The sequence below is a fragment of the Nocardia cyriacigeorgica GUH-2 genome (genome assembly GCF_000284035.1).
GTDB classification, from domain to species: domain Bacteria; phylum Actinomycetota; class Actinomycetes; order Mycobacteriales; family Mycobacteriaceae; genus Nocardia; species Nocardia cyriacigeorgica_B.
Map to the genome: position 1 here is coordinate 2,212,374 of NC_016887.1, position 22,831 is coordinate 2,235,204.

The 22,831-nt window shown below is 68.9% G+C and carries 25 protein-coding genes and 1 pseudogene; 19 read left to right on the forward strand and 7 right to left on the reverse strand.

The genetic code is table 11. The features are described from left to right. The first annotated feature begins 111 nt into the window (after positions 1-111). The 3 genes from NOCYR_RS09910 to NOCYR_RS09920 all read left to right on the forward strand — a co-directional run bounded on the left by NOCYR_RS09910 (position 112) and on the right by NOCYR_RS09920 (position 2,532). Positions 112-1,062, forward strand: coding sequence for a phosphotransferase (locus NOCYR_RS09910; RefSeq protein ID WP_014350229.1), 951 nt, complete (start codon positions 112-114; stop codon positions 1,060-1,062). Between the two features lie 77 nt (positions 1,063-1,139). Further along, positions 1,140-2,015, forward strand: coding sequence for an LLM class F420-dependent oxidoreductase (locus tag NOCYR_RS09915; RefSeq protein ID WP_014350230.1), 876 nt, complete (start codon positions 1,140-1,142; stop codon positions 2,013-2,015). A gap of 106 nt (positions 2,016-2,121) precedes the next feature. Further along, on the forward strand, positions 2,122-2,532 hold the full coding sequence (locus NOCYR_RS09920) for a hypothetical protein (protein ID WP_014350231.1): 411 nt from the start codon (positions 2,122-2,124) through the stop codon (positions 2,530-2,532). Positions 2,533-2,619: 87 nt separating this feature from the next. On the opposite strand, the gene NOCYR_RS09925 is transcribed toward NOCYR_RS09920, so the two are convergent. Beyond that, positions 2,620-3,162 (reverse strand): YaeQ family protein, encoded by a 543-nt coding sequence (locus NOCYR_RS09925; RefSeq protein ID WP_014350232.1) that lies wholly within the window; start codon positions 3,160-3,162, stop codon positions 2,620-2,622. Positions 3,163-3,232: 70 nt separating this feature from the next. Further along, on the reverse strand, positions 3,233-3,586 hold the full coding sequence (locus tag NOCYR_RS09930) for a DoxX family protein (protein WP_014350233.1): 354 nt from the start codon (positions 3,584-3,586) through the stop codon (positions 3,233-3,235). Between the two features lie 90 nt (positions 3,587-3,676). Between NOCYR_RS09930 and NOCYR_RS09935 the strand changes: the two genes are divergently transcribed. The 3 genes from NOCYR_RS09935 to NOCYR_RS09945 all read left to right on the forward strand — a co-directional run bounded on the left by NOCYR_RS09935 (position 3,677) and on the right by NOCYR_RS09945 (position 6,502). Beyond that, positions 3,677-4,567 (forward strand): LysR family transcriptional regulator, encoded by an 891-nt coding sequence (locus tag NOCYR_RS09935; protein WP_014350234.1) that lies wholly within the window; start codon positions 3,677-3,679, stop codon positions 4,565-4,567. Positions 4,568-4,685: 118 nt separating this feature from the next. Then, positions 4,686-5,522, forward strand: coding sequence for an SGNH/GDSL hydrolase family protein (locus NOCYR_RS09940; RefSeq protein WP_014350235.1), 837 nt, complete (start codon positions 4,686-4,688; stop codon positions 5,520-5,522). 23 nt (positions 5,523-5,545) lie between these two features. Then, entirely contained in the window at positions 5,546-6,502 is a 957-nt protein-coding gene (locus NOCYR_RS09945; RefSeq protein WP_014350236.1) for an esterase/lipase family protein, read from the forward strand. 6 nt (positions 6,503-6,508) lie between these two features. Here the strand turns inward: NOCYR_RS09945 and NOCYR_RS09950 are convergent, their stop codons facing one another. Both NOCYR_RS09950 and NOCYR_RS09955 read right to left on the reverse strand, forming a co-directional pair. Further along, positions 6,509-6,700 (reverse strand): hypothetical protein, encoded by a 192-nt coding sequence (locus NOCYR_RS09950; protein ID WP_014350237.1) that lies wholly within the window; start codon positions 6,698-6,700, stop codon positions 6,509-6,511. Then, positions 6,697-7,035, reverse strand: a complete 339-nt coding sequence (locus NOCYR_RS09955; RefSeq protein WP_014350238.1) for a hypothetical protein — start codon at positions 7,033-7,035, stop codon at positions 6,697-6,699. The genes NOCYR_RS09950 and NOCYR_RS09955 overlap by 4 nt, the downstream gene beginning before the upstream one ends. Before the next feature lie 289 nt (positions 7,036-7,324). Between NOCYR_RS09955 and NOCYR_RS09960 the strand changes: the two genes are divergently transcribed. Both NOCYR_RS09960 and NOCYR_RS30885 read left to right on the forward strand, forming a co-directional pair. Continuing rightward, entirely contained in the window at positions 7,325-8,254 is a 930-nt protein-coding gene (locus tag NOCYR_RS09960) for a helix-turn-helix domain-containing protein (protein WP_014350239.1), read from the forward strand. A 119-nt stretch (positions 8,255-8,373) separates the two neighbouring features. Beyond that, positions 8,374-8,469: pseudogene (locus tag NOCYR_RS30885) on the forward strand (DUF397 domain-containing protein); the annotation flags it as partial. A 122-nt stretch (positions 8,470-8,591) separates the two neighbouring features. On the opposite strand, the gene NOCYR_RS09965 reads toward NOCYR_RS30885, so the two are convergent. Further along, complete coding sequence (locus NOCYR_RS09965; RefSeq protein ID WP_014350240.1) at positions 8,592-9,299, reverse strand: NAD(P)-dependent oxidoreductase; 708 nt, start codon at positions 9,297-9,299, stop codon at positions 8,592-8,594. An 87-nt stretch (positions 9,300-9,386) separates the two neighbouring features. On the opposite strand from NOCYR_RS09965, the gene NOCYR_RS09970 reads away from it, so the two are divergent. Both NOCYR_RS09970 and NOCYR_RS09975 read left to right on the forward strand, forming a co-directional pair. Further along, on the forward strand, positions 9,387-10,058 hold the full coding sequence (locus NOCYR_RS09970; RefSeq protein WP_014350241.1) for a TetR/AcrR family transcriptional regulator: 672 nt from the start codon (positions 9,387-9,389) through the stop codon (positions 10,056-10,058). Between the two features lie 22 nt (positions 10,059-10,080). After that, positions 10,081-10,488 carry a VOC family protein gene (locus tag NOCYR_RS09975; protein WP_014350242.1) on the forward strand — a complete coding sequence of 136 codons (408 nt, stop codon included), beginning with the start codon at positions 10,081-10,083 and terminating at the stop codon, positions 10,486-10,488. 397 nt (positions 10,489-10,885) lie between these two features. Here the strand turns inward: NOCYR_RS09975 and NOCYR_RS09980 are convergent, their stop codons facing one another. Next, positions 10,886-11,173, reverse strand: a complete 288-nt coding sequence (locus NOCYR_RS09980; protein WP_014350243.1) for a hypothetical protein — start codon at positions 11,171-11,173, stop codon at positions 10,886-10,888. Between the two features lie 189 nt (positions 11,174-11,362). Here NOCYR_RS09980 and NOCYR_RS09985 point away from each other — a divergent pair, with 189 nt between their 5' ends. From NOCYR_RS09985 to NOCYR_RS09995, 3 genes are all read left to right on the forward strand, one after another. Then, complete coding sequence (locus NOCYR_RS09985) at positions 11,363-12,229, forward strand: arylamine N-acetyltransferase family protein (RefSeq protein WP_014350244.1); 867 nt, start codon at positions 11,363-11,365, stop codon at positions 12,227-12,229. Between the two features lie 253 nt (positions 12,230-12,482). Then, positions 12,483-14,234: a penicillin-binding transpeptidase domain-containing protein gene (locus tag NOCYR_RS09990; protein ID WP_048833232.1), complete on the forward strand. Its 1,752-nt coding sequence runs from the start codon at positions 12,483-12,485 to the stop codon at positions 14,232-14,234. A gap of 279 nt (positions 14,235-14,513) precedes the next feature. Next, the gene (locus NOCYR_RS09995) at positions 14,514-16,103 is read left to right on the forward strand and encodes a serine/threonine-protein kinase (protein WP_048833233.1); all 1,590 of its coding nucleotides are present in this window, start codon (positions 14,514-14,516) and stop codon (positions 16,101-16,103) included. A gap of 29 nt (positions 16,104-16,132) precedes the next feature. Here NOCYR_RS09995 and NOCYR_RS10000 read toward each other — a convergent pair whose 3' ends face one another. Further along, positions 16,133-16,981 (reverse strand): helix-turn-helix transcriptional regulator, encoded by an 849-nt coding sequence (locus NOCYR_RS10000; RefSeq protein WP_048834060.1) that lies wholly within the window; start codon positions 16,979-16,981, stop codon positions 16,133-16,135. Positions 16,982-17,122: 141 nt separating this feature from the next. Here NOCYR_RS10000 and NOCYR_RS10005 point away from each other — a divergent pair, with 141 nt between their 5' ends. The 6 genes from NOCYR_RS10005 (at position 17,123) to hisH (ending at position 22,758) form a co-directional block, all read left to right on the forward strand. Further along, entirely contained in the window at positions 17,123-18,163 is a 1,041-nt protein-coding gene (locus NOCYR_RS10005) for an aldo/keto reductase (RefSeq protein ID WP_014350248.1), read from the forward strand. Between the two features lie 95 nt (positions 18,164-18,258). Next, positions 18,259-18,546, forward strand: a complete 288-nt coding sequence (locus NOCYR_RS10010; RefSeq protein ID WP_014350249.1) for a putative quinol monooxygenase — start codon at positions 18,259-18,261, stop codon at positions 18,544-18,546. Between the two features lie 468 nt (positions 18,547-19,014). Then, positions 19,015-20,352, forward strand: a complete 1,338-nt coding sequence (hisD, locus tag NOCYR_RS10015; protein ID WP_014350250.1) for a histidinol dehydrogenase — start codon at positions 19,015-19,017, stop codon at positions 20,350-20,352. Continuing rightward, positions 20,349-21,482, forward strand: coding sequence for a histidinol-phosphate transaminase (locus NOCYR_RS10020; RefSeq protein WP_014350251.1), 1,134 nt, complete (start codon positions 20,349-20,351; stop codon positions 21,480-21,482). The genes hisD and NOCYR_RS10020 overlap by 4 nt, the downstream gene beginning before the upstream one ends. Positions 21,483-21,496: 14 nt before the next feature. Further along, the gene (hisB, locus tag NOCYR_RS10025; protein WP_085996188.1) at positions 21,497-22,129 is read left to right on the forward strand and encodes an imidazoleglycerol-phosphate dehydratase HisB; all 633 of its coding nucleotides are present in this window, start codon (positions 21,497-21,499) and stop codon (positions 22,127-22,129) included. Continuing rightward, entirely contained in the window at positions 22,126-22,758 is a 633-nt protein-coding gene (gene hisH / locus NOCYR_RS10030; RefSeq protein WP_048833234.1) for an imidazole glycerol phosphate synthase subunit HisH, read from the forward strand. The genes hisB and hisH overlap by 4 nt, the downstream gene beginning before the upstream one ends. Positions 22,759-22,831 lie beyond the last annotated feature (73 nt).

Consider the following 22,831-nt stretch of genomic DNA (forward strand, 5'->3'; position numbering starts at 1 on the left):
CGTCAGCCCGATACCCAGAGATATCTACGGTGGAGCTGCCAAGAATTCATCAGTGCACCCGGTCACAGCCCGCCCCGCAGGTGTGCCGGCCGCCCTGGCAGGATCGGGCGCATGTCCGATTTCCTGAGCGCGCAGGATCTTGCCCGTCGCACCGCCTCCGCAGTCGACGCCGCGGTCGGTGCGGCCGGCGAGCTCGGGCTCACCGTCACCGATGCGCGGGTACTGCACGACCTGTTCTCCGTGGTGGTGCATCTGGCGCCCGCACCGGTCGTGGCACGGATTCCCACCGTGCTGCCCGGCAATGGCGGACTCGACGCACTCGCGCGCCGTCAGCGATCGGAACTGGACGTGGCGCAGTGGCTCGCGGAGCAGGGGATGCCCGTGATCGCGCCCAGCCCGATGGTGCCGCGTGAACCCGTTGAGCGCGACGGCTTCTCGATGACGTTCTGGCAGTTCGTATCCCAAGATCCGGACAAGGTGCCCGACTACGCGGTGAACTCCGAACGCGTCGCCGATCTGCACGCCGCGCTGCGCGACTACCCGGGCCCGCTGTCGTTTCTGTCTTCGGCAGAGCCCGATTTCGTCACCGACAGTTTGGCTCTGCTCGGTGACCGCCCCGATCTCCTCGGGCCCGCCGACCTCGATCGCGCCCGCCGCGAATGGACCGTCCTGGAACCGCTCGTGCGTTCGCGGGCGGCTTTTGAGCAGGCGTTCCCGGGGATCGATCTTCAGCCCATCCACGGTGATTCACCGCCCGCCAATATCTTCGCCGGGGTGGACGGTGACCTGTTCTCTGATTTCGAACTGGTCACCTTGGGTCCGATCGAATGGGATCTGGCCGCGCTCGGCCCTGACCTCGAAGCCGCCTACAACCGCGGTGCGCTGCGCAACGGCATGCGGCCGCTGGACGAGGGTGTCATGAAGTTCGTCAACGCCATCGGCATGCTGCGGGTGGTCGCCTATCTCGCGCTCGCACCGCAACTTCCGGTGCTGGTCGAGGTGATGAAACCGGCTGTCGATCAGTGGCGGTCCATGCCGTTCGCCGGTGGGCTCGCCACCTGAGCCGTTCGCCTTGACTTGGAGTGCACTCCAGGTCATAGCCTGTGCCGTACATCCTGACGATCTGAGGAGACCATCGTATGGACCTCGGCTTTCACATCCCGAACTTCGATATCGATGGCGGCACCGGTGCGATCGCCGGCGAGCTGGCCCGGGTGGGCGCGGCGGCCGAAGAAGCCGGCGCCACCTGGCTGTCGTTGATGGACCACTACTTCCAGATCCCGCCGACCGGCCTGCCCGCCGAGGCGAACATGCTCGAGGGCTACACCACGCTCGGCTACCTGGCCGCGCACACTTCGACCGTCGAACTCGGCCTGCTCGTCACCGGCGTCACCTACCGTCATCCCGGCCTGCTCGCCAAGATCGTCACCACCCTCGACGTGCTCTCCGGTGGCCGCGCCGCCCTCGGTCTCGGCGCGGCCTGGTTCGACCGTGAACACGAGGGCCTCGGCGTCCCGTTCCCCGCCATCTCCGAACGCTTCGAACGTCTCGAGGAGGCATTGCAGATCTGCGCCCAGATGTGGGACCCGGCCGACAACGGGCCCTTCACCGGCAAGCACTACCAGCTCACCGAAACCCTGTGCGCCCCACAACCACTGCACCGCCCGACCGTCCTCATCGGCGGCGGCGGCGAACGCAAAACCCTGCGCCTGGTCGCACAATACGGCGACGCCTGCAACCTCTTCGCCACCTCACCCGCCGAAGTAGCCCACAAACTCGACGTCCTGCGCAAACACTGCGACACCCTCGGCCGCGACTACGACACGATCCGCAAAACCGTCATGGCCGACCGCACCTACGCCACCCCCGAAACCCGCGACGAATTCGTCCGCACCATGGCCGAATACGCCGCCCTCGGCATCGACGCCGTCATGGCCATCCCCCTCACCGGCTCCCCAGCGAAGTGGATCGACGGCATAGCCCCGGTCGTCCCCCAATTCGCCGACCTCGGCTGAGGAGTGAGCTTTACCCGTCCGCCGCGGAATTGTCGGACCCCACCGGCATACTCGCGGTGAGACGCCCGCCAGGACGGTGCGGGCGCCGGGCGAAGGGGGGGCGACGGTGACCTACGACGATGCGGAGTGGCACTGCGATTCGGTGAGCGAGTTCGATCTGCCGGGTGAGGCGGCGGGCACTCATATCGGGATATTCATGGCGTGGCTCGTGCTGCACGACCTGGCGTCACCGGAGTATGCGCAGCGTGGGTGGGTGCTGCATGCCCGGACATCCACTCCCGGCGAATTCCTGTTCGCCTCCTGCTGCGGCCAGATCGACCCGGGCATGCTCACCGTCACCGGTAACGCCTTCATCGATGACGCCTACCGCGCCTACCTGCGCATGTACGACAACATCCCAGAGGTCGCCATCCACGACAACATGTACGCCGCGCCGGATACCTGGCAGCTCTACGACGCGGTGGCGCAGGAGATCGACGGGTTGTTCCAGGAATGGGTTCGCTACCGGGGCGGGTGAACACGGGCGCCGCCTGCGCGCCGGAGGCTCCGCAGTCCGCGTTCGGCAACCGGGTAGGGCAGTCCGGGGCGGACGGGGTGACGCGATTTACGCGAGCGAGTGCTCCTCGATGGCGGTCGTGAACCCTGTCCCGTTGATTTCCAAGTACAACTGGCGTTCGGTGATCGAGACCGTGGCGGTGGTGCGGCGGCCGAGGGTGGTGGCGGCAGATTCGATGAAGGGGCGGTCGAAGCTGTAGAGGGGGATGGATTCGGCATTGTGGATGCGTTTGCCGGTGAGGGCGGCCAACACTTTGGCAGGGTCGCGGTGGGTGTAGATGGCGACGCGGTCGGCGAGTTTGGCGGCGCGGTGGATGCGGTCGGCGTCGGGGGCGCCGATGTCGATCCAGGTGGTGAGGCGGCCGGTGAGGTCGCGGATGAGGACGGGCGGCTCGTCGGTGGAGGAGACGCCGCCGTCGCTGAAGGTGATGCCGTCGTCGTACTCGAGGCAGTAGGCGAGCACGCGGGTGAGCATGTATTCGGCGGTCTCGGAGGGGTGGCGCGCGACCCGCAACTCCAGGTCCTGGTAGACGCCGCGGTCGACGTCGGCCAGGTGGATGGTGAAGGTGTAGAGGGTTGCGCTGAGGGCCATGGGAGGAGCCTACGGTGGGCTCGGCGACGGTCGGCCATTGCGGGCGGGCGGAGTGAGGCACCCTGCGGGATCACCCGAGGTGATACGCCAACGTCACGCCCAGATTCACCCCCATGAGCACCAGCGCACCCCCTGCTTTCCCGAGATCGAGATCGTGCACCCGCAGGTGGGCGATGATCGCGCCGACGAAATGGAAGACGAGCCCGGCCGCCGCCGCCACACCGACGACCGGCAGCGCGAATCCGGCGAGCACACCCAGCCCACCGGCCGCGAACACCAACCCGATGGGGCGCGTCCACGACAGCGGCACCTGCACCTGCTCGGCCGCCGCCACCGTGACCGGATGACGGGTGAAGTTCATCCACGCCCCGCCGGCGCACAGCAGCGCGGTGAGGACGGTCGAGATCACGTACAGCGCGAACATCGGTGGCCTTTCTTCCTGTGATGGGATCTGCTTCCACCCTCGCCGCCACCGGTGTTGCCCGTCCAATACCTGCATCCATAACCTGATGGCATGGATGTCGACACCAGGTTGCTGCGGTACTTCGCGGCGGTCGCCGAGGAGGGCAACCTCACCCGCGCGGCGCAGCGGCTCTACGTGTCGCAACCGTCGTTGACCAAGCAGATCCGCCGCCTGGAGGAACTGCTCGGGGTGTCGCTGTTCGTGCGCTCGCGCACCGGAATGGGGCTCACCGAAGCGGGCAATGCGCTCGCGCGTTCGGTGCCGCCGCTGCTGACCGATTGGCAGCGTGCGGTCACGGAGGTGAAAAATGCTGCGGCCGAGCAGGATCGAGTGCTGCGCGTCGGGTTTCTCGCCAGCGCCGCCAACGAGGCCACGCCGGACATCATCGCCGCGTTCGGCGAAACGCGTCCCGGTTGGCGGGTGGAGATGCGGCAGAGCTCATGGTGGGATCCGACGGCCGGGCTCGCGGCGGGCGAGGTCGATGTGGCATTACTGCGTGTGCCGTTCCCCGATCAGCACGCCTGGGGTGTGGAGGTGCTGCTGACCGAACTGCGCGGCGTCATGCTGCCCAGCACCCACCCGCTCGCCGGCGCCGAGGTCATCGCTTTCGAGCAGCTGTGGGATGAGCCGTTCATTTCCGCACCGGAGGCGACCGGCGCGTGGCGCGATTACTGGCTCGCGGTCGAGGAACGCCAGGGGCATCCGGTGCGCATCGGCGCCGTCACCGAGCACACCGACGAATGGCTCAGCGCCATCGCCAATGGTTACGGCGTCGCGCTCGCACCGGAATCGGCCGCGCGCTACTTCCAGCGACCGGGCGTCGTGTACCGCCCGGTCACGGGCATCGCGCCGACGCAGGTCGCGGTCGCGTGGGATCGGGCCCTGGCGTCGTCGGCGGTGCACGACTTCGTCGCCTGCTGCCTGCGCTTTCGTCAGGACTGAGTAGTGAATCGGCACAAAAGAGGTCCGGCCCACCGCCGGTCTCGTTAAGCTGCGAGCCACTGAGACGGATCCGTCTCGAGGCGGCGCCGCCCGCCACCGCTCGACACCGAGGACCCCGATGCGCTTCACCCTCGCCGCACTGCTCGCGCTGGCCCTGGTTCCCGCGGCGGCCGTTCACGCGGCCCCCGACGCCGGTGCGCAGTACGTGGCGCTCGGCGATTCGGGCGCCGCGACCGCCGGGGTGGTCGACGTCGATCCGACAGCGCCGCTGCGGTGCGTCCGGTCGAATTCGAACGCACCGACGCTGGTGGCCCGGCAACTCGGTCTCGAACTGGACGACCGGACATGCAGCTCAGCGAAGCTCCCCGACCTCGCCGGTTCACAAGCCCCCGGTGTCGCACCGCAATTCGAGGCGCTCGGCCCGAACACCGAGATCGTGACCCTGCACGTCGGTGCCAACGACGCGAACATGACGAAATACATCCTCGGCTGCCACGCCCGGTTCGCGACCGGCGGCTGCGCGGCCGCCCCGGATCCGCAGTGGGACGCCGACATCGACGCCATCGCCCCCGCCTACGCCGCGGCCCTGGACGAGATCTCGCGCCGCGCACCGCACGCCACGATCATCGTCGACGGCTGGCCGACCTACCTGGGCGCAACGAGCTGCCCGGCCATGCTCGGCCTGAACGACGCCGACGCGCCCTACATCCAGTCGAAGTTCGCCCGGCTCAACGCCGTCGTCGCCCGCGAGGCCACCGCGCACGGCGCCTTCTACGTCGACACCGTCGCCGCCTCGCCGCGCGCGGGCATGTGCGCCGATCCGGCGGTGCGCTGGTTCGATCCGGTCGTCGCCGACCAGACGTTGCTGCCCTACCATCCGACGCTCGCCGGCCACCGCGGCGTCGCCGAACTCGTCACCGCCGCGATCACCGCGTCCGGCGCGCTCGCCCGCTGAACCGACTCGAAGGACCCTCGACGATGAGGCTGACCACCGCTGTCCTGACCGCCGCCGCCCTGTGCCTGCTGAGTCCGGGCGTCTCCACCGCCGCCCCCGCCCAGCCGACGCCGCGCCCCTCGGTGCAGGCCGTCGAAGACGCGTTGACCTGCACCGGCGACCCGCGCACCGGCCCCACACCGTTGCTGCTGCTACACGGCACCACCTCGACCCCGACGGCCAACTGGTCTTGGAACTGGGACCGCTACCTGGACGCGCAGGGTTGGGCGCACTGCGATCTGCGGTCGCCCGACAACGCCAACAGCGATATCCAGGTCAACGGCGAATACGTCGCCCGCGCGATCGGCATTCTGGCCGAGCGCGCCGGCCGGCCGATCTCGATCCTGGGGCACAGTCAGGGCGGGATGGTGGCGCGCTGGGCGTTCGCCTTCTTCCCGGAAACCCGGGCGCTGGTCGACGACTATGTCGGCCTCGCCTCGTCGAACCACGGCTCCCGCAACCCGATCCAGGACTGTCACAGCACCAAGGAATGCTCGGCGGCCCGCTGGCAGCAGACCGCGGGCTCGAACTTCCTCACCGCCCTCAACCGTGACACCGAGACGTTCCCGCAGATCGACTACACCGTCGTTGCCACCACCCTCGACGAAATCGTTGTGCCCTACACCTCGGCCTACCTCGCCGCCGGACCGAATGTGACCAATATGGCCGTGCAGGATCTGTGCCCCGGCCGTGTGGTCGAGCATTTCGGCATGGCATACGACAACACGGCATTTCAGGTGGCCATCGATGCCTTCACCCATGACGGCCCGGCGGTGGTCGACCGGGTCGGACGGTCCAGCTGCGGGCAGATGCTGATGCCCGGCGTCGACCCGGCCGTGTTCGTGCAGAACACCGCGATGGCATTGAACGTCACCGTCCAGTCGACATTGTCGTCGCCGCGTCTCGACGCGGAACCACCGCTCATGCCGTACGCGCGCTGACCGCGCCTACATGTGCGGCCAGTCCGCCGGGACCATCCGTTTAGCCTGCACCAGGCGGATTTTCGCCTGATGCCGGATCGGGCAGTTGGTGGTCAGGCAGTGCCGATGCTTCTGCATCACCAGATGCGCGGTGGTCACATCCATCACCGGTAGGCGGGCGTGGCCGAGCAGCGGTTCCAGCATGGCTTCGGTGATCATTCGAAGGTCTCCAGATTCTTCAGCGGCCAGCGGGCATAGACGTGGAACGGGTCCAGCGTGATCACGTCCACCAGTTGCTCGAGAGCACGGAATGCGTGATCGAGATGGATCAGTGACGGCACGAACAGCGCTTCGGCGCGGTAGCGGCGAATGGCGTCGGCGGTATCGGATTCCCAGAACGAAGGCCCGGGCCCGAACACCAGCAGCGGCCGATGCAACCGGTAACCCAGGCGCGTGGCCAGCCGCTGCATGCGGGTGTCGTCCCAGCTCGTGCAGGTCGCCGACTCGTACCGAAACCGGATGAGCCCCAGCGCGACCGGTGTATCGTCGTCCACATCATCCTCACGATTCGTTGGGTGCCACCAGGGCCGGGGCGAGGGGCAATCGCCATCCGCAACCCGCGCTCCACGGCATCGTGCAGATGTCTGTTCCGGGCATTCGCAGGGGGCACATCCCCCGGAACAGCTGGCCCGGCCCTGGTGACCGGCGTCAGGTAAACACCCCTCTGCCAGCGGATTCCAGTTTCTGGGGGGTGCACAGAAGTATCCTGAGATGGCCGTTCGTCAGCGGGGCGTGTTCCATCCACCACGGGCTGCCAAGCCATCCACACGGGGAAGGTGAACGATGATCGACCAGCCGGTGCCGACCAACATTCCGCGCAGGCACCTCGGTTGCCAGTTGAGGGAAATACGCCAGGGCGCGGGGCTGTCCATCGAGAACATGGCGAGGTTGCTCGGGCGTGGGGCGACAACGATCCAGCGCCTGGAGACGGGTACGGCAAGTACGATCCGCATGAGCGACGTCGAAGGAATCTGTCAGTTCAGCAATGCCGAGGACGAGCTGCCGAGGCTGAAGCGACTGGTCGCTGAGATCGAAGCCGCCGACGACGGTCTATGGCATATGGATCACGATGATCGATACGAAAACTTCGCCACTTACCTGAGCTTGGAGGCCAGCTCTACCACCATGACTCAGTATCAGGGTGTTTTGTGTCCAGGTCTGCTCCAAACGCCGGACTACGCACGGGCGCTGGCAAGGATGTCTGCTATGGATCCCGAAGAGGTCGAACTCTCGGCCCAGGTTCGAGCCACGCGACAACGGCGCCTCACGCGATCACGCGATCCGTTGAACCTTGACGTCATCATCGAGGAGTCGGTGCTACGGCGAGTGGTCGGTAGCCCGGCCTTGATGGCTGACCAAGTAAGAAAGCTCGCAGATGTCCCGGCGAACGTGCAGTTGCGGGTGGTGCCGATCGGCGCGCCGTACCCGCATTCCCAGCTCGTCGCGGCGTACGTGATCCTCGAGCCAGTCGGTGAGCAACCAGTGGTGCACGTCGAGCAGATGAGCGGATGCCTGTTCTACAGTCGGCCGGAAACGGTCATGGAGTATCGCCGTGCACATGCCGCTGCACAGCGAGTAGCGCTGTCGGTGTCCGACAGCAAGCTGCTGTTGAGAAGAATCGCAGCAGACCATGCGAGGGCAGCGGCTGCTTCGAGGACGCGTAGCGGCTCCAGTGCGCCTGGCGTTCGACCAGCGGTGAATGTGACGAGGTGATGCGACGTTGCCGTAAGTTTCGGTGCGCGGTGGTTCAAGTCCACTAAGAGCGCACACCGAACAGTGAATGCGTCGAAGTAGCCCACCTCCCCGCAGACCACGTCGCCGTCCGAGACTCCAAGAACCCCACCGGCCCAGCCCTCATCTTCACCCCCACCGCCTGGGACTCCTTCCTCACCCGAACCCGCACAGGCAGCCCCACGAGGGAGACATGAGACCGGCCCCATCGCCGTGTCGCCAGTCCCACGTCTCCCTCGTCAAAAAGGCGAGTGGTACATGAGGCAGTGGATATCGGTGTGTCGGCGGCGTCATGTACCACTCATCGGTGTGGGGCGGGCTAGCTTCCTGCCGGGAGGACGGGCTGGGCGCTGGGGGAGAGGCGGCCGACTATGGCGGGGGCCTGGTGGATGAGGGTGTTGTTGGTTAGGGCTTCTAGCATGAAGAGGGCGAAGTCGGTGCGGCGGGTGGTGTTGGTGGCGAGGGCGGGGTCGCCGACGTGGGGGCGCCAGATGGGGAGGCCTTGGCTTTCGCCTTCTTCGAGGTCGCTGGCGCGGACGAGGGTCCAGGGGCGGTCGCTGGCGTAGATGCGGCGGGCGGCCTCGACCTGGTCGTCGATTTCGACCGCGCGGACCAGGCGGGCCAGCCAGGTGGTGATCCGGACGATGGTCTTGAACTGCCAGGTGTAGGTGTCGTTCTCGTCGCGGGCGACGTGCCAGCCGCACGAGAAGATCAGGCGGGCATGGGGTTCGGCGTAATCGAGGACGGCCTGTGCGGTACCCGACGAGTACTGCTGGATTCCCCACGGTGCCAGCACGGTCAGGACGCCGTCGCAGCCGGCCACCGCCGTGCGGATCACCTCGCGGTCGTTGGTGGGGCCGGGGACGATGGTGATGCGGTCGGCGTACTCGGCCAGCTTCGGCACGCTTTTTTCGCGGCAGACGCCGACGACTTCGTAACCCCGATCCAGAGCGTGGCGCACCATGTACTGCCCGAGCTTGCCCGAGGCGCCGACAATGCACACCTTCCGGATCTGATCCGTGCTCATGTCCGCACTCCTGCCTGTCATTGTGAGACTTACGTTGTAAGTCAGGGTAGACTTACGATGTAAGTGCGTCAAGGGTGGAGGAGTGGGATGGCCGAACAGGGCACGCGCCGGAAGCGAACGGATCGGGCGCCGCTGAGCAGGGACCGGGTGATCGCGGTCGCGGTGCGGCTGGCCGACGAGAAGGGTGAAGCCGGGGTCACGATGCGGGCGGTCGCGGCCGGGCTGGGCGTGGAGGCGATGTCGCTCTACAACCATGTGCGCGGTCGCGACGACATCCTCGACGGGATGGTCGACGCGGTGTTCGGCGAGATCGACCTCCCCGCCGCGGGCCCGGACTGGAAGGTTGCGATGCGCGAGCGCGCCCACTCCACCCGGGCGGCATTGCGGCGGCATCGCTGGGCCGTCGGCCTGATGGATTCCCGCAGCCATCCGGGCCCGGCCACGTTGCGTCACCACGATGCCGTACTCGGAGTGCTGCGTGCGGGCGGCTTCTCGACAACCATGGCCGCCCATGCGTTTTCGGTGATCGACAGCTACATCTACGGTTTCGTGCTCCAGGAACTGAGCCTGCCGTTCAGCAACCGCGCCGAACTCGACGAAGTCGCCACCGGCATCCTGACCGAAGCGCCCGTCGATGAGTACCCGCATTTGGCCGAACTCATTGCCGACCAAGCTCTCCGGCCGGACTACTCCTACGCCGACGAATTCGAGTTCGGACTCACGCTGATCCTCGATGCGTTACATCCCGACGAGGAGTAGCCCGCGTTAGGCTCGGGCCACCATGCCCGATTTGTACGGAATCAATCACCTCACGCTGTCCACTTCCGACCTCGACCGATTGGTGCGCTACTACACCGAAATGCTGGGAGCGCGGCTCGCTTTCGAGCGCGCGGCTACCACCGGCGATCCACGGATCGCGGTCCTGGATGTCGGCGGCGCCGATCACTTGATGATCGTCGAAACCGAGAGCGCCACGCCGGCCGAGCTCGATCCGCTGGGCCGGGCGGGGTGGGGGCTGCGAGTGGGCAGTTACGAGAGTTTGGTGCAGGTCCGGGAACGGCTCCTCGGCGCCGGGTGGCCGGCTGGGGAGATCGAGACCTTGCCGACGCAATGGACGATCACGGCGCGCGACCCGGATGGGCGGCCGGTGGATATCCGCGCGCATCGCCCTCGCCCAGCGTCGGGCTGATTCGCTGGGATTCGTCGGTAATAGACCGCGTCCAGGGACTCCGGACGTGCGGTGATTGCCGCGCCGGCTGTCGTGCCCCGCCGGCTGTTGTGCCCCGACCGGCTGTTTTGTCGCGCCGGCCTGCCGCCCTTAGCCGCCGCAGCTGTCGTGCCGCCCCTAGCTGCTGCAGCCGCCCGGCCGCCCGCAGCCGTGGTGCCGCCCGGTCGGCGCAGCCGTCGTGTCGCCGCATCCGCCGTAGCGTCGCTGCTGCCGCGCCGGGGCGCAACCGTGCCGCCCAAGAGCCGGTCGATGCCGCCCGATCTGCCGTGCCGCCCCAGCTGCTGCGGCCGTTGTGCCGCCCAGCCGCCGCAGCTGCCGTGCAGCCGCAGCGTAGGGCGGCACCGCGCCGAACAGACCGTCAGTGGTCGGCCGACGGCTGCGGCGGGCGGCCGTCGGGGCCGACCGGCGGCGGGCACGGCTTGCCGTCGGCGCCAATCGGCGGGGGCAGTGGCTTGCCGTCCGGGCCCAGCGGGGGCGGCAGCGGCCGGCCGTCGGGGCCCAGCGGCGGGGGCGGGCAGCCATTGCCCGGGACGCCGGACAGCACCACCCCGGCGTCGATCGGCGCGGCCGAGGCCGATCCGGTGGCGAACGCACCGAAACCGGCGATTGCGGCCGCCGCGATGACGCTTGCAGTCCGAAGTTTCATGTCGAATTCCTCACTCGAATGACGTTGTCGTACAACGTTTTGGACGCATCAGGGGCCGCTCGGTTCCCGGCGGAGAGGGAATGTGATCGCAATCACTCAGCCGTCGGCGTGGTGCCTTCGCGTTCCCGGCAGGAACATGTGCGCCGACGCCGCGGTTGTCCGAGACGACTGCGACGAAACGAGGAGACCATGAACAAGCCCGCGGACCCGGCCTACCACTGGAACGGCGACGACCTGGATCTGGACGCCTACCTGTCCCGGATCGGGTTCGCGGGCGAGCGCGCACCGACCCTCGCGACACTGCGGGAGCTGGTGGCCGCGCACACCACCTCGATTCCGTTCGAGAATCTGGAGGCGGTGCTGGGCCGGCCGGTGCCGCTGGATGTCGAATCCTTGCAGGACAAGCTGGTCCGGCGTCGTCGTGGCGGGTACTGCTACGAGAACGTCGGGGTATTCGCGGCGACGCTGGAACGGCTCGGATTCGGCGTCACCGGGCTCAGTGGTCGCGTGACGATGGGCTCGGGCGGGCTGCGTCCGGCAACGCACGCTCTGCTGCGCGTCACCGCCGCCGATGACGATCGGGTCTGGATCGTGGACGTCGGATTCGGGGCCGGGCCGGCAGCGCCGTACGAACTCGCCGATTCCGGCGGCGAATTCACCCTGGGGGAGTGGAGATTCCGTCTCGAGCGCGGTGAGGGTGAGCTCGGCAGCGAATTGTGGACGCTGCACCAATTCGCCCGCGACGGCTGGGTCGACCGCTACACCTTCACCCTGAACCCGCAATACCGCATCGATTTCGAAGTGGGCAACCATTTCGTCTCCACCTCACCGCGCTCCCCGTTCACCCAGCGCCCCTTCGTCCAGCGCTTCCACCCCGCCGCCCACCACATTCTCGACGGCGCCACCTGGACCACCGAATACCCCGACGGCACAAGCGAATCCCGTGACGTGGAACTCGCCGAATTGCCGAAGGTGCTGACAGAAGTATTCGATATCGAACTCACCGATGACGACGCGCAGGCGGTGATTTCCGCTCCTTGGACCCAGCGCGCTTGACAGCGCAGTGGGGTACGCCGCTCGATCTTTTGCGACGGCGTGCCACGGGGCCAGGGGGGCAAACCTCCAGCCTGATCGAAAGTCCGGACCGCCCGATTGGTGGGGGAATATCCGCTTTCTGCCGGGCGGTCCGGCAGGCTCCGTGCGGTAGTGGGGATTCCCGCGCCCCGCTGCGGCGCCCGGTACGGCATCCGGCGCGCCGCGCCAACCGCAGGCCCGGTCGGATCGCCCGTATCTCGCTACCCTCGGGCGGGTGCGTACCGATCGGAAAGTCATCGTGTTACTGGCCGCCGTCGCATTGTTGTCCGCGGGATGCTCGTCGGGGCCGGAACAGCCCGACACCGTGGCCGGCGAGTTCGTCGAGGCTCTGAACAGGGACGATCTGCCTGCGGCGGCGGCGCTGACCGATAATCCGGCGCAGGCGGGGGACGCGCTGCGCGGGCTGTACGAGGGGTTGGGGTCGGAGGTGGTGTTCCGGGTCGACAGTGCCGACGACGACCGGTTCACCCTCGCCGCCACCTGGAAGCTCGGCAAGGACGGCAAAAATGAATGGACCTACACCACCACGGGTACCGCTGCCGAATCCGGTGATGACTGGAAGATCGACTGGAACCCGGCGACGGTCGCGCCCGGCCTGGAGAAGGGGCCGCTGAGTTACGCGCCGGTGTATCCGGACCCCGCGCGGGTGCTCGACGCGAGCGGGGGCGAACTCATGACCGAGCAGGTCGTCACCCTGGTGAACCTCGCGCCCGGCGCCGACACCGCCGCCGTCGCCGCGCTGCTCGCCCCGCTGGCGCCCACCATCACCGCCGAATCGCTGAACGCCGACCTCGCCGCTGCCGCAGGCAAATCCATCACGCCGATCACCCTGCGCGCCGGCGATATCGCGCCGATCCAGGAGGCCCTGGCCGCGACGCCCGGCGTCACCTTGGCCCCGCAGACCAGGCTGCTGACCACCGACAAATCGCTGTCCGCGCCGACGCTGTCCGGCCTCAACGAACTGTGGCAGCAGCGCGCCGACGAGGCCGCGGGCTGGGCCGTGCACGCACAGACACCGCAGGGCACCGAACGCGTCGCGGGCCAGGATCCCCGCCCGGCCGCCGACATCACCACCACCCTCGATATAAATCTCCAGCACGCGGCCGAGGCGGCGCTGGCGCCGATCGCCCAGCCGGCCGCGGTCGTCGCTCTCCAGCCGTCGACGGGCAAGGTCGTGGCCGTCGCCCAGAACGAGGCCGCCGACGCGCAGGGGCCGATCGCGCTGACCGGGCTGTATCCACCCGGTTCGACGTTCAAGACGGTGACGGTGTCGGCGGCGCTCGCGAACGGCGCCGTCACCCCGGACACCGTGCTGCCCTGCCCGGGCGAGGCGAATATCGAGGGCCGCCGCATCCCCAACGACGACAAATTCGACCTGGGTGAGGTACCGCTGCACACCGCTTTCGCCCGCTCCTGCAACACCACCATGGCGCGGCTCGCGGTGAACCTGCCGCCGAACGCGCTCACCGACACCGCCGCGCAGCTGGGCCTCGGCATCGACTACGTCACTCCCGGCCTCACCACCGTCACCGGCTCGGTCCCGCCCGCGGACACCCCCGCCGAACGAGTCGAATCGAGCATCGGCCAGGGCACCGTTACCGCCTCGCCGTTCGGCATGGCGCTGGTCGCGGCCTCGCTCGCGCACGGGAGCCCACCGGCGCCGATGATCGTCGCGGATGCGCCAGGCGTCGCAGATCGGACACCGCCACCGCTGCCCGCGGGCGTGGCCGAGCAGGTGCGCACCATGATGCGCGAGACGATCACCGCGGGCACGGCCACCCAGCTCGCCGACATCCCCGGCCTGCTCGGCAAGACCGGCACCGCTGAATACGGCGACAACTCTAGTGCGCACGGCTGGTTCGTCGGCATCGACGGTGATCTGGCGTTCGCGGTGTTCGTGGCGGACGCGGGCAGTTCCGCCCCTGCCGTGGAGGCCGCGGGACGCATGCTGCGCGGGAGTCGCTGACCAGGGCTGAGGCGGCCGGGCTCCGAGGCCCGCAAAGGAACCGCGCGTTCCGGCGCGTCGCGCGGCGTGTCGAGCTGAATTCGCACCCATCCGGCACGGTGCCGGTGCCGTGCTCGCAGGTGGCGGGGTAGTGGGGAGCGCCGGCGGCGAGTGAGGGGTGTATCAGTGGCCGGTGCGGCCCGCACGCCAGCTACACTCGTGCCGAACGCGCGAGCGGTCAAGTACGCGATTTGTCACATTTCGAGAAGGTTCGGAGTAGGCGCCATCGATACCGGTCAGTTGATCGCGGAGCATTACCGCCTGGTCGAGCGGATTGGTAGCGGCGGCACAGGCGTAGTTTGGCGTGCCATCGACGAGCGCTTGCAGCGATCGGTCGCGGTCAAGCAGATCCACATCAAACCCAGTCTGCCCGAGGCGGAACGCGATGTGCTGCGCCAGCGCGCCATCCGGGAAGCGCGCAACGCGGCCAGGTTCCAGCATCCGAACGCGATCGTCGTCTTCGACATCACCGAACACAACGGCGACCCGTGCCTGGTGATGGAATACCTGAAATCGCGCAGCCTCGCCCAAGTGCTGTCGGCGCAGGGCGCGGTGCCGTTGAACCAGGTCGCGCGCATCGGCGAACAGGTCGCCTCGGCGCTGATCGCGGCGCATCAGGCCGGAATCGTGCACCGTGACGTCAAACCCGGCAATGTGCTGCTCGACGACCACGGCACCGTGAAGATCACCGACTTCGGCATCTCGCGCGCCGCGGGCGATGTGACTCTCACCGAAACCGGCCTGATCTGCGGTACCGCCGCCTATCTCGCGCCGGAGGTGGCGCGCGGCGCCGACCCGACGCCCGCCGCCGACGTTTTCGCCCTGGGCGCCACCCTCTTTCACGCCCTCGAAGGCGAACCGCCTTACGGCGCAAGCTCGAACCCGCTGGCCGTGCTGTACGCAGCGGCCAACGGGCAGGTCAGCGAGCCGCGCAATGCCGGTCCCGCAACCGATTTCCTGCTGCAACTGCTGAGCCCGCAGCCCGAGGACCGGCCCACCATGCGGATGGCGCGCGATCAGCTCGCCGCCTTCGCCGACGCCGGCGAGGACGCGGTGCCCGCCGGATTCGTCCCGGCCAGTGAGGCCTACGGCCGCCGCAACGGCGACGGCGCCACCGAGGTGGTCGCCACCCGCGCGTTGCGTTCCCGCGCCGCGGCCGCTGGCCCGGCCACCGAACGTCAGCCCGCGCCGCGGCGCAGTTCGGTCGCGGTGGATACCGCCGCGCATCGCCCGGTGGAGCCCGCGCGCGATCATCCCGAGACCGCGGCCCATCCGCGCACCACCACCCAGCCACGCCCGGCCTCACCGGCTGCGGGCAAACGACGGGCCGTGCTCATCGGCGCCCTCGTCGGTGCGGTGGTGGCTGTGTCGGCGCTGCTGGTGAGCGCCTTCAACAGCGCCGACGACGACTCCTCACCGCAGGCCTCGGCCTCGTCGGTGGCCACCGCGCCCTCGGGCGATCCGAGCACCTCGGCGGCGGTGCCGCTGCTCGGGCAGACCCCGAGCGTCGGCGGCAAGGTCACCGATATCGGCGCCGCCGGGCAGCTGGTCGAGCGGTTCTACAGCGACCCGGAGAGCTCCTGGTCGCTGCTGACACCCGCCGCCCAGAAGGTCTACACCGACCAGCAAGGTTTCCGGCAGTACTGGAGCGCCGACGGCCGCACCATCCAGAGCTTCGGCCGCATTTACGCCCCCAACGGCGTCAACGCAGACGGCTCGGTCGACATGCGCGTCACCGGCCTCACCTACGGCGGCCAGAGCAAGAACCCCAGCCTGCGCATCATCGACGCCGGCGGTGGGCGGCTGCTCATCGACAGCGACACCCGGTAGGGGTCGCGGCGCGCGATAACGCGGCCGAACTATCCGTGCAGCGCGTTCGACGCCATCGTCGCAAGCAGCCGTAGCGAATCCGCGCTGGGCGATCCCGGTTCGGTGGTGTGGGCGATGAGGGCCTGGTCCGGATCGTCGGGCAGGCGCAGGGTTTCGAAACCGAGATCGAGCCGACCCACCACGGGGTGCAGGTAGACGTAGCGGCCGTGGGTCTTGTCCTTCAACTCGTGCCGATCCCAGTGCCCGCGGAAATCCGGTGCGGTGGCGCAGAGTTCGTCGACCAGTTCGGTGATGCTCGGGTCGGCCGGATGCCGGGACAGGTCCAAACGCAGATAGGCCACCACATCGGCGGCTTTACCCGGCCAATCCTCGTACAACGCGCGGATGCCCTCGTCGAGAAACACCAACCGGGCCAGATTGCGTTCCCGCGGTGGCAGTGCACCGAAATCGGTGATCAGGGCCGCTGCCATGGCGTTCCAGGCGAGCACGGTGGTGCCGCGCCCGACGATATAGGCGGGCACGTCGGTCACCGCATCCAGCAGCCGCGACAGCCCGGGGCGCACCCGCTGCCGCTCCAGCGGATCGGTACCCGACCAGGGCCGGGCCAGCCGATACAGATGATCGCGCTCCACCGGATTCAATCGCAGCGCGCGGGCGACCGAATCCAGCACGGACTCCGAAAAGTGCAGGGTGCGGCCCTGTTCCAGGCGCACGTAATGGTCGACGCTGACCCCGGCCAGCAAGGCCAGCTCCTCCCGGCGTAATCCGGGAACGCGCCGCCGGCCACCGTGCTCGGGGAGCCCGACCTGCTCTGGGCGTAGCCGCGCGCGCCGGGAACGCAGGAATTCACCGAGTTCAGCCCGTCGATCCAAGGTCATGGGGTCCAGTATCGCGGTGCGGCGGCGTCCATGCCTGGTCATCGGATGCCCAGGCTCGACCAGCACTGTTTACCGGGTGCCGGACGCCGGACAGTGGTGGTCGAACCGGAACCGCTCCGGTGCGAAAGGAAGAAAACGAACATGAGCACCACTCGCGCATTCGGCGACACCGGCATGAACCTCACCCCGCTCGGTCTCGGGACCTGGGTGATGGCCGGTGCGGGCTGGGAGTATTCCTGGGGCGCGACCGAGGACGCGGATTCGATCGCCGCCATCCGGCATGCGGTGAGCTCCGGCCTGAACTGGCTCGACACGGCACCGGCCTACGGCCTCGGACACGCGGAGGAACTTGTGGGCCGCGCTCTGGCGGACATCCCCGAATCCGACCGCCCCTACATCTTCACCAAAACCGGCCTGATCTGGGGCGAGGGCGATGACCGGAGCGGACCGCCGCGGCGGGTCATGCGACCGGAGATCGTGCGCGCCGAACTCGAGAACTCGCTGCGCCGGCTGCGCGTCGACCACATCGACCTGTACCAGGTGCATTGGCCGGACACCGGCGCGATCTTCGTCTACGGCGAGGAGGGCCGGGCAGGTGAGCACGCCACCCCGCTCGAGGAGTACTGGCAGCTCATGGCGGATCTGAAGAAGGAAGGTAAGGTGCGCGCGATCGGGCTGTCCAATCACGACCTGGCCCAGCTCGCCACCGCGGAGTCGATCGCCCACGTCGACGCCATCCAGCCGCCGTTCTCCGCGATCAACCGGTCGGCGGCTCCGGAGATCGCCTGGGCGCGCGACAACGGCACCGGCGTGATCGTCTATTCACCGCTGCAATCGGGCCTGCTGACCGGTGCGTTCACCGCCGAGCGCGCCCGCACCCTCGGCGCCGACGACTGGCGCGCTGCCCATGCCGATTTCACCACCGGTCTCACGGCCAACCTGGCGCTGGTCGAAGCGCTGCGACCGATCGCGGCCAGGCATGGCGTCACCGTCGCCGAGGTGGCCCTGGCCTGGGCCACCTCCTGGTCCGGGGTGACCGGTGCGATCACCGGAGCACGTACGGCAGCCCAGATCGATGGGTGGATCGGCGCGTCGTCGCTGCGGCTGACCGATCAGGACCTCGCCGAGGTCGCCGCGGCGCTCACCGCCACCGGAGCCGGGACCGGGCCGATACGGCCGTGACCGGCCCATCGTCGCCGGGTCGTTCCCCCCGGGCACCCGCGGCGATCGACGACCACCAGCAGCGCTGCCGTCCCACCGCATCGAAGGAGCACCGCATGACCTTGTTCGTGATCGCCGAATTCCGCGCCACGCCGGGACGGGAAGACCGGCTGCGCACGGCCCTGGAAGCGATGATCGAACTATCGCTGGACGAACCGGGCTGTCTGGCCTACCACCCGTACTCCGATCCCAATGATCCGGCGCGGATGGTGCTGGTCGAACAATGGACCGGAGCGCGGGCGCTGGACGAGCATTTCACCACCGCCCACTTCCAGCACGTGCGCGCGGTGCTCGACCAGGTGCTGGCCGAGCCGATGACGATCCACCGGCTGGTCCCGGCCTGAGGGTACCGGGCCGGAGGCACCCGGCAGGTGCGGTCCGGCCCGCGGACGGCCTGCGTTTCGTCGCCACCGACGTGTCGTGGTCCTCGGGTGACGGGCCGGAGGTGTCTGGCCCTGGCGAGGCGCTGGCCTTGGCGATGGTCGGCCGCACGGCCGCGCTCGACGACCTCACCGGCGAGGGCGTCGCGGAGCTGCGCCGCCGCTGCGCTCGAGAACAGGCGGGGCCAGGATCCCGAGGTCGCTGGGCCAGTGCCTGCCGCCCGGCTTGTGTGCTGATGTCGCGGATGCCGAGCGGTGGCCGGTGAGCCTACGACCCGTGGTGCGGACGTCGTGACGTGCCGATTCGGACGACGGTGTGGGGCCCGGCGCACACTGGGCAGCCCGCGAGGATAACCGGTGGCGTCCGACCATTAGGCTGGTAGAGGCAACTTTCCCGTTGCGAACCCGCTGGAGACAAGGATCGACACCGATATGACATCCCGCATCGAGCTCGCCCGCGTCGATTTGCGCGGTCGTACTCCCTCCGCTGCCGAGCTGCGCACCGCGCTGCCGCGCGGGGGAGTCGACGTGGACTCGGTGCTGCATCAGGTGCGTCCGGTGGTCGAGGCGATCCGCGACCGTGGCGTGGCCGCGGCACAGGAATTCAGCGAGAAGTTCGACGGGGTCGTCCCGCCCGCCGTGCGCGTGCCCGAGGCCGAACTGGCCGCCGCGCTCGACAAGCTCGACCCGGCCGTGCGGGCCGCGCTCGAGGTCGCCATCGAACGCACCAGGACCGTGCACGCCGATCAGCGGCGCACCGACACCGTCACCGAGGTAGTGCCCGGCGGCACCGTCACCGAGCGGTGGGTTCCGGTCGAGCGGGTCGGGCTGTACGTGCCGGGCGGCAACGCGGTCTACCCGTCCAGCGTCGTGATGAACGTGGTCCCGGCGCAGGCCGCGGGCGTGGAATCGCTGGTGGTGGCCTCGCCGCCGCAGGCCCAGTTCGGCGGACTGCCGCACCCGACCATCCTGGCCGCGGCGCGACTGCTCGGCGTCGACGAGGTGTGGGCGGTCGGCGGCGCGCAGGCCGTGGCCTTGCTGACCTACGGCGGCACCGACACCACCGGTGAGCAGCTGGCGCCGGTCGACATGATCACCGGCCCCGGCAATATTTACGTCACCGCCGCCAAGCGGCTGTGCCGCGGTCTGGTGGGTATCGACGCCGAGGCGGGCCCCACCGAGATCGCCATCCTCGCCGACTCCACCGCCGATCCGGTGCACGTGGCCGCCGACCTGATCAGCCAGGCCGAACACGATGTGCTGGCCGCCAGCGTGCTGGTCACCGACAGCGTCGCCCTCGCCGACGCCGTCGACGCCGCGCTCTCGGCGCAGCTGACGGTGGTCAAGCACGCGCACCGGGTCACCGAGGCGCTCACCGGCGCCCAGTCCGGCACGGTGCTGGTCGACGACATCGAACAGGGCCTGCGCGTGGTCAACGCTTACGCCGCCGAACACCTCGAGATCCAGACCGCCGACGCCCCGGCCGTGGCCGCGCGGGTGCGCAGTGCGGGTGCGGTGTTCGTCGGCGCGTATGCCCCGGTCAGCCTGGGTGACTATTGCGCGGGCTCCAACCACGTGCTGCCCACCGCGGGCTGTGCGCGGCACTCCTCGGGCCTGAGCGTGCAAACCTTCCTGCGCGGCATCCACGTCGTGGAGTACACCGAGGCGGCATTGAAGGACGTCGCCGGTCACGTGGTGGCGCTGGCCAATGCCGAGGATCTGCCCGCCCACGGGCAGGCCGTGCAGGCGCGGTTCGAGGCGCTGTCGTGAGCGCCGTGCCCGGTGCGCGCATCGGCCTGGCGGATCTGCCGCTGCGGGACAACCTGCGCGGCAAGAGCCCCTACGGCGCGCCCCAGCTGACGGTGCCGGTGCAGCTCAACACCAACGAGAACCCGCACCCGCCCAGCCGTGCCCTGGTCGACGACGTCGCCGAAGCCATCCGCGCCGCCGCCGCCGACCTGCACCGCTATCCCGACCGCGATGCCGTCGCCCTGCGCACCGATCTGGCCGCCTACCTGACCAGGCAGACCGGCGTGGCGGTGGATGCGAGCAACGTGTGGGCGGCCAACGGCTCCAACGAGATCCTGCAACAGCTGTTGCAGGCCTTCGGCGGGCCGGGACGGCGCGCGCTCGGCTTCGTGCCCTCGTACTCGATGCACCCGATCATCTCCGAGGGCATCGACACCGAATGGATCGAAGCCAAGCGGTCCGCCGATTTCTCCCTCGATATCGACACCGCGCTGGCCGCCATCGCCGAACGCCGGCCCGACGTGGTGTTCGTGACCAGCCCGAACAACCCCACCGGGCACAGTGTGCCGTCGGCGGAGCTGGCACGGATCCTGGAGGCGGCGCCGGGCATCGTCATCGTCGACGAGGCCTACGGTGAGTTCTCCGCCCAGCCCAGCGCCATCGGCCTGATCGACGCCTACCCGACCAAACTGGTGGTCAGCCGAACCATGAGCAAGGCCTTCGCCTTCGCCGGCGGGCGGCTGGGCTACCTGGTCGCCGCGCCCGCGGTGATCGATGCGCTGCTGCTGGTGCGGTTGCCGTATCACCTGTCGGTGGTCACCCAGGCCGCCGCTCGCGCCGCCCTGCGCCACGCCGACGAAACCCTCGGCAGCGTCGCGGAGTTGGCGGCCCAGCGCGACCGGGTCGCGGCCGAACTGGCCGCCCTCGGCTTCGAGGTGGTGCCGAGTGACGCCAACTTCCTGCTGTTCGGGCGCTTCACCGACGCGGCCCGCGCCTGGCAGCACTACCTGGACGAGGGCGTGCTCATCCGCGATGTCGGCATCCCAGGCTTCCTGCGCACCACCATCGGCCTGGCCGCCGAGAACGACGAATTCCTGCGGGTCAGCGCGAAACTGGCCGGCACCGAACTGACCACCGGGACCGCCCGATGAGCACGGAAGCGAGCATGAACCGAACCGCGCGGGTGGAGCGCACCACCAAGGAGTCGAGCATCGTCGTCGAGCTGAACCTCGACGGCACCGGCCGCACCGACATCTCCACCGGTGTCCCGTTCTACGACCACATGCTGACCGCGCTCGGCGCGCACGCCAGCTTCGACCTGACCGTGCGCGCGGACGGCGATATCGAGATCGAGGCCCACCACACCGTGGAGGACACCGCGATCGTGTTCGGCCAGGCACTCGGCCAGGCGCTCGGCGACAAGAAGGGCATCCGCCGCTTCGGCGACGCCTACATCCCGATGGACGAAACCCTCGCCCACGCCGCCGTCGACGTGTCCGGGCGGCCGTACTGCGTGCACGTCGGCGAGCCGGACCACCTGCTGCACGCGGTGATCCCGGGATCGCCGGTGCGCGGGCGCGGTGAGCCGGGCGCGCCGTATTCGACAGTGCTCAACCGGCACGTCTTCGAATCGATCGCGCTCAACGCCCGCATCGCACTGCACGTACGGGTGCTGTACGGGCGCGACCAGCACCATGTGACCGAGGCCGAATTCAAGGCGGTGGCACGGGCGCTGCGCGCGGCCGTCGAACCCGATCCCCGGGTCAGCGGCGTTCCGTCGACGAAGGGGGCGCTGTGAGTACCTCGGTGGTTCTGCTGGACTACGGCTCCGGCAACCTGCATTCGGCCGAACGCGCGCTCGCGCGGGCCGGCGCCCAGGTGGAGGTGACCGCCGACCCGAAAGCCGCCTTGGCCGCTGATGGTCTGGTGGTGCCCGGCGTCGGCGCCTTCGCGGCCTGTATGGCCGGGCTGCGCGCGGCGCGCGGGGAACGGATCATCGGCCAGCGCCTGGCCGGAGGACGGCCGGTGCTTGGCATCTGCGTCGGCATGCAGATCATGTTCGACCGCGGTGTGGAGTTCGATGTGGAAACCGAAGGCTGCGGTGAGTGGCCCGGCACCGTCGCCCGCCTCGATGCCCCCGTGCTCCCGCACATGGGCTGGAACACCGTCGAGGCCCCCGCCGACAGCGTGCTCTTCGCCGGTATGGACGCCGACACCCGCTTCTACTTCGTGCACTCCTACGCCGCCCAGCAGTGGGACCTGCCCACCAGCGACCACATCGCCGCCCCGAAACTCACCTGGGCCGAACACGGGACGAAATTCCTGGCCGCGGTGGAGAACGGTGCGCTGTCGGCGACGCAGTTCCATCCGGAGAAGTCCGGGGACGCCGGGGCGCATCTGCTGCGCAACTGGGTGCGGTCGCTGTAGGTCAGCGGAGGACCGGACCGTTCCTTGATGTGATCGGCGATCTCGCGGTCCATATGCTCCGCGGCTCTCGCGC

Excerpts from the sequence above, each read along its gene's own strand:
- NOCYR_RS09910 (WP_014350229.1), top strand. The coding sequence starts at position 112 with ATGTCCGATTTCCTGAGCGCGCAGGATCTTGCCCGTCGCACCGCCTCC.
- NOCYR_RS09915 (WP_014350230.1), top strand. The coding sequence starts at position 1,140 with ATGGACCTCGGCTTTCACATCCCGAACTTCGATATCGATGGCGGCACC.
- NOCYR_RS09925 (WP_014350232.1), bottom strand. The coding sequence starts at position 3,162 with ATGGCCCTCAGCGCAACCCTCTACACCTTCACCATCCACCTGGCCGAC.
- NOCYR_RS09930 (WP_014350233.1), bottom strand. The coding sequence starts at position 3,586 with ATGTTCGCGCTGTACGTGATCTCGACCGTCCTCACCGCGCTGCTGTGC.
- NOCYR_RS09935 (WP_014350234.1), top strand. The coding sequence starts at position 3,677 with ATGGATGTCGACACCAGGTTGCTGCGGTACTTCGCGGCGGTCGCCGAG.
- NOCYR_RS09940 (WP_014350235.1), top strand. The coding sequence starts at position 4,686 with ATGCGCTTCACCCTCGCCGCACTGCTCGCGCTGGCCCTGGTTCCCGCG.
- NOCYR_RS09945 (WP_014350236.1), top strand. The coding sequence starts at position 5,546 with ATGAGGCTGACCACCGCTGTCCTGACCGCCGCCGCCCTGTGCCTGCTG.
- NOCYR_RS09950 (WP_014350237.1), bottom strand. The coding sequence starts at position 6,700 with ATGATCACCGAAGCCATGCTGGAACCGCTGCTCGGCCACGCCCGCCTA.
- NOCYR_RS09960 (WP_014350239.1), top strand. The coding sequence starts at position 7,325 with ATGATCGACCAGCCGGTGCCGACCAACATTCCGCGCAGGCACCTCGGT.
- NOCYR_RS09965 (WP_014350240.1), bottom strand. The coding sequence starts at position 9,299 with ATGAGCACGGATCAGATCCGGAAGGTGTGCATTGTCGGCGCCTCGGGC.
- NOCYR_RS09970 (WP_014350241.1), top strand. The coding sequence starts at position 9,387 with ATGGCCGAACAGGGCACGCGCCGGAAGCGAACGGATCGGGCGCCGCTG.
- NOCYR_RS09975 (WP_014350242.1), top strand. The coding sequence starts at position 10,081 with ATGCCCGATTTGTACGGAATCAATCACCTCACGCTGTCCACTTCCGAC.
- NOCYR_RS09980 (WP_014350243.1), bottom strand. The coding sequence starts at position 11,173 with ATGAAACTTCGGACTGCAAGCGTCATCGCGGCGGCCGCAATCGCCGGT.
- NOCYR_RS09985 (WP_014350244.1), top strand. The coding sequence starts at position 11,363 with ATGAACAAGCCCGCGGACCCGGCCTACCACTGGAACGGCGACGACCTG.
- NOCYR_RS10000 (WP_048834060.1), bottom strand. The coding sequence starts at position 16,981 with ATGACCTTGGATCGACGGGCTGAACTCGGTGAATTCCTGCGTTCCCGG.
- NOCYR_RS10005 (WP_014350248.1), top strand. The coding sequence starts at position 17,123 with ATGAGCACCACTCGCGCATTCGGCGACACCGGCATGAACCTCACCCCG.
- NOCYR_RS10010 (WP_014350249.1), top strand. The coding sequence starts at position 18,259 with ATGACCTTGTTCGTGATCGCCGAATTCCGCGCCACGCCGGGACGGGAA.
- hisD (WP_014350250.1), top strand. The coding sequence starts at position 19,015 with ATGACATCCCGCATCGAGCTCGCCCGCGTCGATTTGCGCGGTCGTACT.
- hisB (WP_085996188.1), top strand. The coding sequence starts at position 21,497 with ATGAACCGAACCGCGCGGGTGGAGCGCACCACCAAGGAGTCGAGCATC.